The 15,185-nt window shown below is 53.6% G+C and carries 12 protein-coding genes; 6 read left to right on the forward strand and 6 right to left on the reverse strand.

Going from position 1 to position 15,185, the window contains the following annotated elements:
- Nucleotides 1–470 precede the first annotated feature (470 nt).
- The 4 genes from VFE46_11585 to VFE46_11600 all read left to right on the forward strand — a co-directional run bounded on the left by VFE46_11585 (nt 471) and on the right by VFE46_11600 (nt 6,534).
- On the forward strand, nt 471–2,723 hold the full coding sequence (locus VFE46_11585) for an ABC transporter transmembrane domain-containing protein (GenBank protein HZZ28634.1): 2,253 nt from the start codon (nt 471–473) through the stop codon (nt 2,721–2,723).
- A gap of 43 nt (nt 2,724–2,766) precedes the next feature.
- On the forward strand, nt 2,767–3,249 hold the full coding sequence (locus VFE46_11590) for a DUF1854 domain-containing protein (protein HZZ28635.1): 483 nt from the start codon (nt 2,767–2,769) through the stop codon (nt 3,247–3,249).
- 422 nt (nt 3,250–3,671) lie between these two features.
- Nucleotides 3,672–5,615 carry a hypothetical protein gene (locus VFE46_11595; GenBank protein ID HZZ28636.1) on the forward strand — a complete coding sequence of 648 codons (1,944 nt, stop codon included), beginning with the start codon at nt 3,672–3,674 and terminating at the stop codon, nt 5,613–5,615.
- Nucleotides 5,616–5,739: 124 nt separating this feature from the next.
- Complete coding sequence (locus VFE46_11600) at nt 5,740–6,534, forward strand: alpha/beta fold hydrolase (GenBank protein HZZ28637.1); 795 nt, start codon at nt 5,740–5,742, stop codon at nt 6,532–6,534.
- Nucleotides 6,535–6,587: 53 nt separating this feature from the next.
- Here VFE46_11600 and VFE46_11605 read toward each other — a convergent pair whose 3' ends face one another.
- A complete protein-coding gene (locus VFE46_11605) occupies nt 6,588–7,130 on the reverse strand; it encodes a DUF2617 family protein (GenBank protein HZZ28638.1) in 543 nt (180 codons plus the stop codon).
- Between the two features lie 164 nt (nt 7,131–7,294).
- Between VFE46_11605 and VFE46_11610 the strand changes: the two genes are divergently transcribed.
- Nucleotides 7,295–7,495 carry a hypothetical protein gene (locus VFE46_11610; GenBank protein ID HZZ28639.1) on the forward strand — a complete coding sequence of 67 codons (201 nt, stop codon included), beginning with the start codon at nt 7,295–7,297 and terminating at the stop codon, nt 7,493–7,495.
- Here VFE46_11610 and VFE46_11615 read toward each other — a convergent pair whose 3' ends face one another.
- A complete protein-coding gene (locus VFE46_11615; protein HZZ28640.1) occupies nt 7,496–8,257 on the reverse strand; it encodes a CPBP family intramembrane glutamic endopeptidase in 762 nt (253 codons plus the stop codon).
- Between the two features lie 222 nt (nt 8,258–8,479).
- Between VFE46_11615 and VFE46_11620 the strand changes: the two genes are divergently transcribed.
- Nucleotides 8,480–8,941, forward strand: a complete 462-nt coding sequence (locus VFE46_11620) for a response regulator (protein ID HZZ28641.1) — start codon at nt 8,480–8,482, stop codon at nt 8,939–8,941.
- Nucleotides 8,942–8,957: 16 nt separating this feature from the next.
- Here the strand turns inward: VFE46_11620 and glgC are convergent, their stop codons facing one another.
- The 4 genes from glgC to VFE46_11640 form a co-directional block, all read right to left on the reverse strand.
- Nucleotides 8,958–10,247 carry a glucose-1-phosphate adenylyltransferase gene (gene glgC / locus VFE46_11625; GenBank protein ID HZZ28642.1) on the reverse strand — a complete coding sequence of 430 codons (1,290 nt, stop codon included), beginning with the start codon at nt 10,245–10,247 and terminating at the stop codon, nt 8,958–8,960.
- Between the two features lie 365 nt (nt 10,248–10,612).
- Complete coding sequence (locus tag VFE46_11630; GenBank protein ID HZZ28643.1) at nt 10,613–11,713, reverse strand: glycosyltransferase; 1,101 nt, start codon at nt 11,711–11,713, stop codon at nt 10,613–10,615.
- A 131-nt stretch (nt 11,714–11,844) separates the two neighbouring features.
- The gene (hpt, locus tag VFE46_11635) at nt 11,845–12,378 is read right to left on the reverse strand and encodes a hypoxanthine phosphoribosyltransferase (GenBank protein HZZ28644.1); all 534 of its coding nucleotides are present in this window, start codon (nt 12,376–12,378) and stop codon (nt 11,845–11,847) included.
- 223 nt (nt 12,379–12,601) lie between these two features.
- Nucleotides 12,602–14,581 (reverse strand): phospho-sugar mutase, encoded by a 1,980-nt coding sequence (locus VFE46_11640; protein ID HZZ28645.1) that lies wholly within the window; start codon nt 14,579–14,581, stop codon nt 12,602–12,604.
- Between the last annotated feature and the right edge of the window lie 604 nt (nt 14,582–15,185).

Raw genomic sequence — 15,185 nt, forward strand, 5'->3', positions numbered from 1 at the left:
AGCATTCTCCCCCTTAAATTACCTATCGAAAACGCGGCTTTTCTTGGTGCTTTCGGTTTCAAAAACAAGTTCACATGAACCATTAGTCCCGACAGAGCCGCAATCGTTTAAAAATCGTCTTTGCCCGCGGAAATACAGAGACGTATTGACCGCCGATAGGTCTTTGGTGATGGCAATGCAAAGATCGGGCCATAAATCTAAAATTGAACATGGAAATTGCTTCGAAGCTTAACACATCAAGATTGTTGAGCCGAGGAGCGCTTAGTTAAGATGTGACGCCGCGCGGAAAACCGCTAACAAATATCGAGGAAGCCGAGAGGATCGATTTGTTCCAGGTTGACTAGTTCAGCGATCCGAAGAACTCAGCCTATAATTCTTTCGATATCTTTCCTTTGTCATTCCCGCCGGAGAAACCCTTGGATTTCAAATCCGATTCACGAAACATTTTGCCCGAACCCTGGCGAACATCGTTGTCAGCTGAAATCCCTGAGGACGAAACGTTGATCGGGTGGTTTGAAACAGATCTCGACAATCAATTGCATTATGCCTCGGGTTTGGTGGTGGTAACGAACCGTCGGATTTTGGCCCTTGCACCCACGAGCCCAGTTCTACCCACGACACACCCTACTCCAAAATTGAATGGCCACCCCGGCATGTGGCAAAACTGGCCACTGACGTCAGATTTGAAATTGCACGTTGTGGAGCAGGCCGCTATTGGCATGTTGGAGCTTTGTAATTCGACAGGCCGTTTGGCACATTGGCGATATACAGCTGCCCGCAGCGCTTTTGCCCGCCGGCTGGAAGCCCAATGGGCGGTATTGCAGTCACGCCTGGAGAACTCGTCCGTTGGCACATCGGTTTTGCCTACCGTTTGCCCAAGTTGTGGCGCCATCATTACCACTATTGATGGCATCTGCACTGCCTGCGCTCCAGCAGCTCCTCCTCCACCGGTTTCCTCGTTGTTCCGTTTGCTTACCTTTGCTAAGCCGCGCGCCGCAATGGCTGTGCTCGGTTTGTTGCTAACCATCGTCGGCAATTTTGTCGGGCTCATGCCTGCTTATCTTACTGGTCCACTGATCGACAACGTTTTGAGCCCCTGGCACGATGGTCGGCAAATCGTCGGCCATTCGGCACAATTTTATTTGGTTCTGATGTTTGTCGCGGCCTTTGTGGCGTGGGGACTTAATTGGGGGCGCCTGTTTGTTACTTCCTGGGTTAGCGAGCGCATTGCTGCCGACATGCGAAGCCGCACCTATGAGCACTTGCAAAGCCTATCTTTAGAATTCTTCGGTAAGAAGCGCACTGGCGATTTGATGTCCCGGATCGATACCGATAGCGACCGCATTTGTGTGTTTCTGTCTGTCAGTCTGGTCGATTTCGTCAACGACATGGTAATGATTGCTATCACCTCTGTCCTGCTACTGTACAAAGATGCCCGTTTGGCCATTTGCACGCTGGTTCCTTTTCCGATCATTTTATGGCTCGTGTATGTGGTAAAGTTGAAACTGCGCCATGGCTTCAGCCAATCGGCAGTGGCGATGGGGCAGCTATCCAGTGTGCTGGCCGATACCATTCCCGGCATCCGCGTGGTCAAGGCGTTTGCCCAGGAACGGCGCGAAATTGAACGTTTCGAACGCGCCAATCAGCATCTGCTCACAGTGAACAGCCGACTGAATGTCATTTGGTCGTTCTTCGGCCCGGTCGTTTCGTTGCTCACCGATATTGGCATAGCCGGTGTGTGGTGCTTCGGTGTGTGGTTGATTTTTCGCACGGCTCCTGGCGAAACTTCAACGCTGGCAGTCGGCACGCTCGTCGTGTTCGCCACGTTGATGAGCAAGTTCTACGGTCGCATGGAAACGATGATTCGCATCGTCTACAGTACTCAGCGCGCCGCTGCCAGCGCTCACCGTATTTTTGAAATTCTCGATCGTGTTTCCAGCGTTCCCGAACCGGTCAAGCCGGTTCATCCCAATCGATTGGAGGGCCGCATTGAATTACGCGACGTCCGCTTTAAGTATGGCACGCGCGAAGTGTTGCATGGCCTCAATCTACAAATTGAACCAGGCGAAATGATCGGGCTTGTTGGCCCGACGGGGGCAGGAAAAAGCACGCTGATCAATTTAATCTGCCGCTTTTTCGACGTCGCCGAAGGAGCTGTTTTGGTCGATGGCGTGGATATCCGTTCTTATCCTGTCAGCGAATATCGCAAGCACATTGGCATTGTGCTGCAAGATCCATTTCTGTTCTACGGTACCATTGCTGAAAACATCGCGTATGGCAAGCCTGGTGCCAGCCAGGCCGAAATTATTGCCGCCGCGCGCGCTGCTCGGGCTCATGAATTCATTTTACAACTACCTGACGGATACGATTCGCTCGTTGGCGAACGCGGCCAATCCCTTTCCGGCGGCGAGCGGCAGCGAATTTCCATCGCTCGGGCGTTGCTCATTGATCCGCGTATTCTGATCCTCGACGAGGCCACTTCGGCGGTCGATACCGAAACCGAACGGGAAATTCAAATTGCACTAGACAATCTGATTCGCGGACGCACCACGTTAGCCATAGCTCACCGGCTTAGTACGCTGCGGAAGGCGAACCGGCTGATCGTGATAGAACGTGGTCGGATTTCGGAAATTGGTAAACATACAGAATTGTTAAAAGAAGATGGCACATACGCCCGGTTACATAAGGCACAAATGGAATTAATGCAAGGCATTGGAGTCTGATAAATTAATCCGTCGTAAACACCTTCAGGGCAAACAACTGATAATGAACAATCGTTTCACCACGACCGATTTCGAACTAACGCACGATGCGTTTGGCCGCGCCGTGCTTAACACAACCGATGGCGCGCGGCATGTAGGTGTGCATCCGGTTCGCGGCTTTCCAATTTCTGATCCGCAGCGCGGCATTGGGTTGTGCACGTCGGAAGGAACCGAATTGGTCTGGCTGGACGATTTGGCCCAGTTGCCTGCGGACGTTCGCAGCGCGGTTGAAGCAGAGTTGGCCCAGCGTGAATTCCTCCCCAAAATCGAGCGAATTTTTTGGGTTTCCATGGAAACCGATCCAAGCGAATGGGATGTGCAAACCGATCGTGGCCGCACTAAGTTTCTGCTCAAAGGAGCCGATGATGTGAGACGGCTGGATCGTCAGCGGGCACTGATTACAGACGCTCATGGCATCCGGTATTTAATCTGCGACCCAGCTTCACTGGACCGCTACAGTCGCCGTATCGTGGAGCGGTATTTGTAAATGGAATGTTGCCCCCGCCCGACATTGTAGGAATGGTGCCCAACAACTTCCTCTTCTGGAAAATCTGCAAAACCGCGTTCAATCGCCCGAGTTTTCCCGAAACGATTGCCTGAAGTTTGTTTGTCTGTCTGGCGCGGGTCTTTTATCTTCGTGCGGGGCAGCCGGAAGAATGAGGAAGTTGTCCCTATTCGCGCGGGGACCCGAAATGACATCGTTGATTTTAATCGCTTCGAACTGCTGAAAAGCAACGCTGCATCGGCCACAGTCGCAGCGCGCATTTTAACAGCCAGTCGACCCCAATTGTCAATGAGATTTTTCTTAGGGTCTCTTTCGAGCAGGTGTGGGAGATAATCGCTGAAATCGATGCTCAGCTTGCGGTGGACTGTGGGGGTAAAGTATGTTGAAAGGAAGGGAATGGCGAAGTGACTGCCGGTGATATGGTGAATTCCATGTGGGTGGATCGATTATTTCTACGGTACCGCGGCCCCGCTCCTATATCGTTAAGGGCAGAGGGATTCGTTTTCACCCTAAAAATCGTCCTGCTTCTGCAATTGCTAATCGCGTGGCCAGTATGGGCTGCAGGGGAAGGTGCTCACAGCGGCGTCGATTCAAACGCGAACGCGCCGGAAGCTAATAGTGGTACGATAATTGTTACGCCAGAGTTGACCGCGGAGCAAATGCAAGTCCGCATTTCGGGACTCATTTCGCAACTAGGAGACGAGCGGTACATAGTGCGGCAGGCAGCGCAGAACGAATTGTCTCGCATTGGGCCGGAGGCTTACGATGCACTGACCGGGGCGGAAGGCAGCCCTGATATTGAAATTTCGTCGCGCGCCAAATACTTGGTGCAAGCGATTCGCGTGCAATGGATCCATCAAAGCGATTCACCGCAAGTTCGGCATATTTTAGACAAGTACGAACTACAGGACGAATCGGGTCGGCTGGTGGCACTCCGGCAATTGGCCGACTTACAGCAAGATGCAGGGCTGGCTCCGTTGTGTCATCTACTGCGCTTCGAAAAATCGCCACTGGTGTCGAGATATACCGCCATGTTGATTATCAATCAGCCGGAGGATGGACGGTATTGGTGGTCGGACCGGCGAAAAACAATTGAAGCGAATTTGGTGCGCAATTCCGGGCCGGGCGCGCAGTGGTTGCGGGCGTATATCCATTATCGCAACGATCCGCAGGCGGCAGCAGCCGAGATCGACAAATTGGTGGATACGGAGCTTGAAGATCTTACGCCATTCGCTAATGAAATGGAGCGACAAAACACGCTCACTTTAGCAAAGCCGATGGTCAGCGCTCTGCAAAGAAAATTCGATCGGGGCGATCGCGCTAAGGAGGTGCTACAAAAACTAGTGCCACTAATGGCCAGCGACCCGCAAACTATCTCCGAATTTGCCAACATGCTGGTGCAACATCAAGCCTGGAAATTGATTGACGAATTGGCGCACCGGGGTGAGGTGGCGTTCAATAACGATCCGACGCTCTTGTATACGCTGGCACATTCGCGCCGCGCACAGGGGAACACCGTGGAAGCCGACGAACTTTCCAAACGTGCGTTCGAGCTGATTGGCGATTCTGTGGAACTGCATGCTGAATTGGGACATCGGCTAAGCAAGCGGGGCTTATTCGAGGCCGCCGAGAGTGAGTATCAGCACGTCATTAAAAAATCGCCGCAAGATACCGAGTTAACCATTGAAGTACAGGGTTTATTGGGTGAAATGCTGCATGATCAGGAGCACAACCAGGAGGCAGCTAAGGTCTTAAAAACCCTCGTCGATGCCATGGACAAAGATGCCACTGTATTGCAGCGCGTAAAGGAAAGTGGCGACACCTATCCGGACAATCAGCGGGGCCAAATGCATTTATACTATGCTTGCTACTATGCCGCCCTGCATAAATACGACGAACAACGGCGCGAACTGGAGGAAGGCGCAAAGTGCGATCCTACAAACCCCGACATTTTGATTGGATTGTATGAGATTTCTGCCAACGATCCGGCGCGCCGCAAACAGGTGCTTGATATGATTCGCGCGGCCGATGCTGGTTACCGCGAAGAAATTTATCGTGTTCCCAATGATCCCAAGGCATACAACGAAGATGCGTGGCTCATCGGCAACACGGAGGGCGATTTTGATTTGGCGATTCAATACTCGCAACAATCGCTGGCGTTGGCAACAGAGGGAGAGCAGGCCGGCCTGCTTGACACATTGGCCCATTGCTACGCTGGTAAAGGCGATTATGAAAATGCGGTGCAGTATCAAACGCGTGCTGCCGAATTGGAACCCCACACATTACAAATCACCAAAGCGCTTGATAAATTCACCAAGAAATTGGCTGAACGTCACGACGAGAAGTAGTAAATAGTGCGTGTATTATTTCCGGCGTCTCGTGCAGACCAGAAACCTACAATCGCCAAATGGTAGACGTCCAAGTACCAGAATGATCATCTACTAGCAGTAAACATCTTGCTCGAACTCAAGCATGAAACACATTCAGGTAGGAAATACAAAGTTTGCTGTAAAAACTGCAGGAGAGAAAGGTTATCCGCTGCTTTTGGTCCACGGATTTCCTCTGGATCACACGGTGTGGCAGCGGCAAATTGATTTCTTCGCCGATCATTGTCGTGTTATTGCTCCTGACTTGCGAGGCTTTGGTTCCAGCGATATCACGCCCGGTTCAGTGAGCATGGAGCAAATGGCCGACGATCTCGCGGGCTTGCTGGAGGCAATGGGCATGCAGGAGAAGGTGATTTTTTGCGGCCTATCTATGGGTGGCTACGTGGGCTGGCAGTTTTGGAAGCGGCACAAGCACAAAGTTCTTGCCATGATTGCCTGCGACACGCGAGCCGTGGCCGATTCGCCGGAAGCCTCCGCTGGCCGGCGCAAAATGGCCGAAAACGTATTGAAAGAGGGAGCCGGCGCTGCTTCAAGCGTGATGATGCCGCGAATGTTCGCGCCAAATACATATCAAGCCAAGCCCGATTTAGTACGACAAGTACAACAAATGATGGAGCGGCAAAAGCCGGAAGGAATTGCCGCCGCCGCGCTGGGATTGGCTGCCCGAGAAGACGTGCGCGAATGGTTGCACACGATTGATGTGCCGACATTGATCTTGGTGGGCGAGCAAGACGCGATTTCCACCATGGATGAAATGCGGCACATTGCCGATGCAATTCTCGACGCCGTGTGGGTTGCTGTGCCGGACGCCGGTCACTTGGCGATTCTAGAAAATCCAGCCGTGGTGAACGAGGCGATCGCGGAATTTATTACGCTCTAGCGTCTGGAAGGCGATTTGCTCAATGCCATCCACGGCTTTTCTACAAAGCCCACTTACCCGGGCAGTCTGAACAGTGATTGGCTACGGACAATGGCGTAATCGTCGGGGAAGGTGTGAAAGGCCTGAATTTTCAGCACACGATTACGGGCTTCGATATTCACGTAACTGAGTGCTCCGAGCGCCATACGGCCGCTGGAATCGAACCGGTGGAGCATCCCCTGGCGAATGTCGCCGGAAATTAGCTCATGCTGGAATGTCCAAAACACCTCAGGCTGGACGGGTTCGAGTTGGAAATTCATTTCATAGTGGACGCCGCCGCGGCACTCTAATTCATCGCTGCGCGCCCCTTTCAAGCGAAAATGCACCAAGCGACGTTTTTGCGGTAGTGGATGTGAAGCGCTGCAGGCCACTTCGGTGAGTATGAGGCCGCGATGCTGCCATGCGACCACGTGACCGGCGCTGGTAATGTGCACGGTAGCTTCATAATCGCCACGGCTCACACGGCGAGTGGCGAAAATTTCGAACAACTCCGGATGCAATGCTCGGCCGTACACTTGGAACACCAACTCAGCAATTTTCGGTCGGACAGAAAGCATTGGGTGTTAAAGCCCTTCTACGGATCTGTGGGATCCGGTTGATGATTTCAGGAAGCAACCGTGACTCTGCGAAGCGTGTGTTCGTCTGAAGTGTCATTATAGTTCAGCGGCAAAATGCCTCAAAGGGAAATTTCTGCACAAAAAATTGTGCCGCAAGGAGGGACTTGACAAAAATAACGGCGCAGCTTTCTTCCGCGATTTCTCGATTGCTAGCAGGAAAAAATTCCGCAAAAGCAATTTTTATGCCGCGCGATGTGGTAGGGAAAAGCGCGTTCGAGCAAAGAGAGTTTTTTGAAAATGTTGCGCAAAAAATCGCGCAGATTTTTTGCCAACTGCTCTTGATTAAGTTCTGTGAACTGTCTTGATTAAAATAGTCCGACTAGCATGTCATAAGCGGCGTGTGTACCCACGGCGATACCAAACCCGCGATATAAAAATAGTATGGCAAAAAATAATCCAGCGATGGCGCGAAACAAAAACGCGTACCACTGGAATGGTTCGCCTAATGCGCCTACATGATGGGCGGCAGCAAAAATCAGGCTGGAAAGCAACGCACTGCCGGCCCAGGCCTGCTGGCAGCCGCACCAGCGCAGGAGCCATGCCAACAACGGCATCATCATCAGGCGGAAAAGCAATTCTTCGTATATGCCTGCCCCCAGAAAGCTGACGAATCGTCGAAAGGCACTGGCCAATGAGGTTCCCAGCGAAGCGTGGAGCATGGCTGGCGGAGCTTCTCGAGTGACAAAGGCCTGTAAGTTCGCTTGAATCCGGGCAACCACTACCAGCGCTATTGCCAGCAACGCGCACTCGGCAAGTTTGGCATATAACACACTAGACGAAACGTGCCACGATTGCCTCGTCACATGGTGCCAGCCGGCCAGCAGGCTTAAAGTTAATAGCGGGAGCAGAAAATATTGGCTGAAGCCGAGCAGATCGAGCAATTGGCGGAGCCACACGTCGGCTCCATTGCGCATAGCTTGGGGCCCCAGCCACGCTACGCCCAATTCATAGATCAAAAGTAAAGGCGTTACAAACGCTAGGCTGGTGAGAGGCCGCCGCGATTGTTGCCAATAATCGCCGTTGAACTTGCCAACTGCGAGGAAATTGCTGGTAGAAGCCGCCTGCATGAACCGTGCGCCGACCGAGAGAATTCGACAATCGCCTTTGCTGAATGAAATCGGTCGACAATTCCGCGGCGCTTGAAGCAGATTGCGCGCGGCGATTTTGTGAGAATGATCGGTGCGCGTGGCATTTGGCGATTGTCAAATTCCCCATTCCAAGGACGTAGCGTGCGCCTCTATAATCGGCACAGCTGGAAGCGTGTATGAACCCGTGAGAATTCACCCACCATGGCTAAGACCTTGCCACCGCGTAAAAGCCGTATTCTAATTGCCGATGATAACGCTCCCAATGTCGAGTTGCTGGAGGCGTTTTTGGCTGATGTCGATAGCGAAATTGCCGTGGCCATGGATGGCCGCGATACTCTGGACAAAGTGGCATCGTTCAAACCGGATTTAATTTTGCTCGACATTATGATGCCTAAGCTCAGCGGCTTTGAAGTATGCCGCAAACTGAAGCAAGACCCCAAGACCAAAAACATTATGGTTCTTATGGTCACAGCGTTGAACGAATTGGGCGATATTGAACGGGCGGTCGATTCGGGCACCGATGATTTTTTAAGTAAGCCGGTAAACAAGCTGGAACTTCTGAAGCGTGTGGAAAACATGCTTAAGCTGCATCATGTGACCGATGAGCTCGAGCGCCTGCGGCGGTATATTGAAGGGATGGAAGATGGCGCTGGCCCAAAATGAGTTGTCTGGCTCTCGTTCACACCCGTTCCGCCGGTTCGGCTTCGAAGAAGTGTTCTACTCCTTCTGCCTTGGCGATGACCGTGATGCCTTTCTCGGTCACAGTGAAACCACGGGCGCGATCCTGTTCTGCGTCGTAACCAATTAACGTGCCGGGCGGAATGCGGACACGTTTGTCGATGATGGCCCGGCGAATTCGGGTGTGCCGCCCAATATCGACGCCTTCGAACAAAATTGAATCTTCCACATGGGCGAAGCTGTTCACGCGGACATTGGGACCGAGAATTGAACGCCGTATGTGGCCGCCGGAAACAATGCAACCGCTACAAACGACGCTATCAATCGCTTCGCCGCGGCGACCGTCGGGTCCATTTTCAGCAAATACGAACTTGGGTGGCGGAAAATTCGGCTGGTAGGTGCGGATAGGCCATTGCATGTCATACATGTTCAACAGGGGATCGACGGCCACTAGATCCATATTGGCTTCGTAGTAGGCATCCAGCGTACCGACATCGCGCCAGTAGGCATCTTGCTTGCGGTTTTCGTCGCGGAATGGAAACGCAAATACTCGGTGGGAATCGACAATGGCCGGCAAAATATTGCGGCCGAAATCGTGCTGACTGTTTTGCTGCGTTGCGTCCAGGCACAATTGCTCAAACAAAAAGCGCGCGCCGAATACATAAATGCCCATCGATGCCAAACAGTGATCTGGATCGCCAGGAATGGTTTTGGCGTTTGGATTTTTTTCTTCAAAGCCGGTAATGCGGCCGCCAGCATCCATTTGCATAACGCCGAAGTGCCGTGATTCTTCCCGCGGCACGCGCAGCGCGCCGACGGTTACATCGGCGTTTTTTTCCAGATGCGCTTGCACCATGGTTTCGTAATTCATTTTGTAAATGTGGTCACCGGCCAGTATGACCACATAGTCGGGCCGCTCTTTTTCCAACGTGTAAATGTTCTGGTACACGGCATCGGCGGTGCCTTGGTACCAATGTTCGTCAATGCGTTGTTGGGGAGGCAGGACATCTATGAATTCGCCCAGTTCGCGGCTCAACAGTTGCAGCCAACCCAGAGCCAAGTGCCTGTCCAAACTGCTGGCCTTATATTGTGTCAGCACCAACACTTTGCGTAACCCGCTGTTTAGACAGTTCGAAAGCGTGAAATCAATAATGCGGTACAACCCGCCGAAGGGAACAGCCGGTTTGGCCCGATCTCGTGTCAGCGGCTCCAAGCGAGTTCCTTTGCCACCGGCCAAAATGACCGCTAACACATTGGGGCGCTTGGGCTGGCCGTTCAAATGATGATGCATCGCATACTCTCCCAGGTATTGCCAAGCTTAAGGTCTTCCATTCTACCGCCGGATGAGTCGGCGGCAAAAGGGGAAGTTTTGATTTGTCTATGCACTGCAACGGCTCAGCTTGGATATCGCGAAACCAACGGCGAGAGTAACCGAATTTATGCATACACCTTCACAACTATGCAGCCCCCACGCGAATAATTCTCACGCTTTATGATTCGCATCACAACCTGCAGCCAAGAAGAAAATGCTGCCGCCACGGAAATCAAACTTAGACCCGACGAAGTAGCCGAAATTGAACAGGCCGTTCCGGAACACGAGTGTCAGGCGACCGCTGCACGGTGCAAGCCATGATAGCAATCGACCGCTGACACACACTAGCTGTGCGAATTTTCGTACAGTTTGGTATACGCCGCCAAAAGTTGATCGATCCGATGGCACTGTTCCACGCACTGCTTAGCGGCGCAACCCAACCGCCGGGCCAAGGCGGAATCTTCCAACAGCGGCAAAGTGGCGCGAGCAAATCCGGCGCGCTCATCCAGCGGCACCAAATAGCCCGTTTCGTTGGGTTTCACTAATTCGCGATTACCGGCGGCATCGGCCGCCACAACCGGTACGCCGGCGGCCATGGCCTCCAACACGGCAGCCGATTGTCCTTCGTGATCGCCGGCATGCCATAACACATCAAAGTGCGGCATAAACTGGAGCACGTCATTTCGGACGCCGAGAAAATGCACCCGATCTTCAATTCGATTCAGCCACGAATAGCGCTCCAAATGATCGCGGCGCGGTCCTTGGCCAATTACCAAAAAGTGCGCCGGCACGCCGACCGCCTTAAGTTGGTCTATTGCCCAAATCAACTCCTTTAATCGTTTTTGCTTGGTCAAGTGCCCCACGTACGCAATCAGCTTGGCGTCCTCAGGCAATCGAAATTCTGTAAGTAGATCACTGCGTGAAACCATATCGGGTGGAGGCGCGGCAGCAGCCCCAGGAATGACGGTGAATTTTTCCGGCGGCAGGCCATGTGCGACGTAATAATTTCGCACGGCGACGGAATTGGTAATCATTCGCTCGGTGCGGTGCGCCAAGCAACGGTCAATGGCCCATTTATAATCGATGCTCCAACTTTCGATGGTTCGTTCTGAGGTCACTAGCCGGCGCATGCCGGCGGCCAGCGCCGCTGTCCTGCCGTACGTGTTGGCCTCGAACTGCCAAGTGTGGACGACCGTAGGCTGCAGATGCTTAATGTGTGTGCGTAGTCTGCGGAACGCAAAGGGATCGATTTTCCAGCGTCGGCCAATTACCGTGACCTTCGCGCCGCTACGTTCTAAGTCGGCTGCAGCAGGCCCCCCGGCGTTCAACGCTGCAATATGAATTTCAAACTTGCTTCGCGGTAAACCGGCGGCCAGCAATTTCAACTGTGCGGTCGTGCCCGACGGCTGCAAATCGGAAACAATATATAAGATGCGCAGGCGCATGGGATCGCAACACGTCCTCTGGCGGTGGACAAATCAAAAAGTACAGCGGGGACGATCCCAGGCCCAGGGCGCGCCTCCTTCCGATCGATGTAAAGATAGCCTCTTCGTTTTCTCGATTCTCGCTCCCTCATTCAGTGTATGCTTTTTCCGATTTCGTGTTCCTCCAATGCCGCCAAATAGGGCAAGTTGCGATAAGCATCTTGATAATCTAACCCGTACCCGACAACAAACGCATTGGGAATTTCGAAGCCCACATACTCGGGTTCCTTGGTTACGGCCTGGCGACCTTGCTTGCGCAAGAGGACGGCACAGCGCACGCTGGCCGGTTTGTGTTTTTGAAGTTCCTCGACCAGCCCAACCAGAGTTTTGCCCGTGTCGAAAATATCGTCGATTAGCAAAACGTGTTGCCCGGCAACATCCGGCAACAAATCAAAGTTGATCGTCAACTGCCCCGGATCAATGGCCGCCCCGCGATAACTGGAGGCCTGCACCAGGCCGACCCGCAAGGGCATGGTGAGCCGGCGAATTAAATCGGCCAATAGCACAATGCTGCCGGTCAGCACGCCAACAATGGTCAGGTGCTGATTTCCGTAAAATTTGTTAATTTGCTGACCCAAACGATCAACGCCGGCGTGCAATTGGTCGGCGGTAAGAACGGTTTTCACAGTGCATCCTTCCGATGGATTTGATCCGGCCACGCGGTCTGGGCGAAATTCAAAGTAGCCGTTATTTTAGGGCGTCGGCGAGAAAATGCGAGGAGCGCCGAAAATAATTCGGCCGCTATTTTCGCGTCGCCTTCGCTACACGACCAAAGTCGCTCGTGGCCGCCTGTTGCGCCTTTTTGTAATTTCCATGATCTGTGCAGTTGGGTTCTCTTTTCGGTGCTCTTCATTCGCGGGGTTCGCTGGCGACAAGCAAATCTTTTTCCAGCGCCGCCAATCGCACCCTCAACCGCTCTTTCGTAGCGATTAAATCGGCCGATTTTTCCGGCGGCTCGTAAGCGAATAAATAGAATTTGAGCTTGGATTCCGTGCCCGAGGGGCGCACGGCAGCCCGATTGCCGGCCGGATCGAGATCGAAAATCAGCAAATCACTTGGCGGCACTTCGTCTAGTGCTTTCTGATCACCAACCACCGACCACTGGCCACTGTCCGCTGCCTTCAGCGCTTGCTGCCGCAAATAATCGCGCACTTGTAGCACGTCGAGGCCGCCCAATTGCCGGGGAGGATTATTCCGCAGGCGGTCCATCACGGCTTTCATTTTTGCCAAGCCATCGGCACCAGGCAGCGTGTGATTGATGCTCTTTTCCAGGTGGCAGCCGTATTGCAAAAACAGTGCGTCAAGTCGCTGATGCAAAGTAAGCCCCTGCGCTTTGCACTCCGCGGCCAGTTCCGCCAGCAGCATGGCCGCTACGGCTCCATCTTTGTCTCGGGCGTAGGTGCCGGCCAAATAGCCGTGGGCTTCTTCAAAGCCGAACACAAATTTTTCCGGGCCGACTTCATCCATTTTGCTGCCGATCCACTTAAATCCGGTAAGCAGATCGCCGAACGCCCGCACGCCAAACTGCTCCGCGATGCGGCAAATCATGTCGCTAGTGACCAGCGTTTTGATGATGTAATGTTCCGGAGTCAAACGGCCCGATTGCTTCAGCCGCCCCAGCAAAAACTCACCCAGCAAAGCGCCAATTTGGTTACCGGAAAAGGTGGACCAATGTTGAGTGGGGAGTGCGGAATGCGGAGTGCGGAGTGCGGAGTTGCTGTGATTGCTCGAAGAGAGCGAAGATTCCAAACTCCGAACTCCCCGCTCCGAATTTTTCAGCAGGGCGGCGCAGCCGATGCGATCGGCGTCTGGGTCGCTGGCCAGGACGATTTCGGCGCCAGTGGTTTTCGCGTGTTCGATCAGCGCATCGAACACGGCCGGGTTCTCCGGATTGGCCACGTGATTGGGAACGTTGGGAAAATCGCCATCGGGCGTGGCATGCGGCTGAAAGACTTCGATGTTCTGGAAACCATCCGCCTGCAAAATCGGAAGTACCGAGGTCAGCCCAACGCCGTGCAGCGGAGAATATAGAATCTTCAAATCGCGCGGACCGCTCGTGGCTTGCCCGAGCACAGCGGCCTGGTAACCGGCATCGCTTTCCACTTGGCAAAACTTAATGCGGCCGGCCGATACCGCCTCGGCGTACGGCGTGCGCTTGATTTCCGTGACACAACCCACGCATTGAATCACGCCTTCATCGTGCGGAGAGCGCAGTTGTCCGCCGGTCGACCAAAATGCTTTGATCGCATTATCGCTCGGCGGATTGTGACTGGCGCTGATCATGATTCCGCAGGCACACCGGTTGTGCCGCACGGTAAACGATAATTCCGGTGTCGGGCGGAAGCCGTCGAGGAATAGCACTTCAAAACCATTGGCGACCATGATCTCGGCGCTAAGCTCCGCAAATTGCCGCGACCTGTGGCGGGTGTCATAAGCAATGGCACAGGAAAGGCGATTTTCCCCATAATTCGCTCCCAGCGACTCGCCGGGGGCTAAATAGGCCAAAACATAATCGGCCAGGCCCTGAACGCTTTCCCCCATGGTCCGATCGTTAATGGCATTGGTGCCGATGGGGTACATCCGTCCGCGGCGGCCGGCGGTGCCGAAGGGAATGATGGTCCAAAATGCGTCGTCTAATTCCTGCCATTGCTGGCGGTCGATGTGTTCAAGCACCAGCGGCGCATAGGCGGCGTATTGCGGCCTGGCCAACCAGGTGCGGATATTTTCCACGGCGCCGGCCGAAAGCTTTCCGGCCAAGACGGCAGATTGAAGCGCCTTAAACGCCGCTTCCGTGGAGACAGGCTCGCTGATGGCAGATTTGATGGTCATGTCGGCAGGGTAGTTGCTGGTGAAAAGCGATGCTGTGTTTTGCCCGCGGTTTCATTCTTCTCCCGAATTTTTATTTTCGCGTCAAAACCCCACTCTTTTGTCTGGCGCGCAATCTCGCCGTTGCGGCAAATCCGCGGGGGGTCGTCCGCTTGCCGGTGACAGAATGCGTCGAGTTTGCGTCCGAGATTGTGCATTTTCGGTAGATTGTTGGGCGAGGGAAGTGACTAGGGGCTAGTGGTTAGGGGCTAGTGTGTGAACAGGTGAGCGGGTGAGGAAGTGCATTGCACAACTTCAGCCACAAGCCCTCGGCTCTGGTTCCTCAGCTCTAGCCACTAATCCCTAGCCACTAGCCACTGTCCTATGCCCGCGCATTTTACCAAACGAGTGGCCCAATTTTAGGAAGATTTTTTGCAGCGCCACTAAAGCCGCAGTTTTTATAAGGAAGCCAGGAAAGCAGGAATATTCTTTTCGCCCCCGGCTTCGCCGGGGGACGCACAATTTTGCACATAGCCCGACTGTGTCAGTCGGGCTGAGGTTGCCTGGGGTCGAGTGCCGCCGAGCCCCCAGCATGGCCAATGACGAATGACCAAGCACCACTGTCCAA

This window comes from Pirellulales bacterium (assembly GCA_035656635.1).
Taxonomy (GTDB): Bacteria; Planctomycetota; Planctomycetia; order Pirellulales; family JADZDJ01; genus DATJYL01.

Coding starts and splice junctions, on each gene's coding strand:
- VFE46_11605 (HZZ28638.1), bottom strand. CDS start 7,130: ATGCTTTCTGTCCGACCGAAAATTGCTGAGTTGGTGTTCCAAGTGTAC.
- VFE46_11615 (HZZ28640.1), bottom strand. CDS start 8,257: ATGCAGGCGGCTTCTACCAGCAATTTCCTCGCAGTTGGCAAGTTCAAC.
- VFE46_11620 (HZZ28641.1), top strand. CDS start 8,480: ATGGCTAAGACCTTGCCACCGCGTAAAAGCCGTATTCTAATTGCCGAT.
- VFE46_11640 (HZZ28645.1), bottom strand. CDS start 14,581: ATGACCATCAAATCTGCCATCAGCGAGCCTGTCTCCACGGAAGCGGCG.
- glgC (HZZ28642.1), bottom strand. CDS start 10,247: ATGCATCATCATTTGAACGGCCAGCCCAAGCGCCCCAATGTGTTAGCG.
- VFE46_11630 (HZZ28643.1), bottom strand. CDS start 11,713: ATGCGCCTGCGCATCTTATATATTGTTTCCGATTTGCAGCCGTCGGGC.
- VFE46_11590 (HZZ28635.1), top strand. CDS start 2,767: ATGAACAATCGTTTCACCACGACCGATTTCGAACTAACGCACGATGCG.
- VFE46_11600 (HZZ28637.1), top strand. CDS start 5,740: ATGAAACACATTCAGGTAGGAAATACAAAGTTTGCTGTAAAAACTGCA.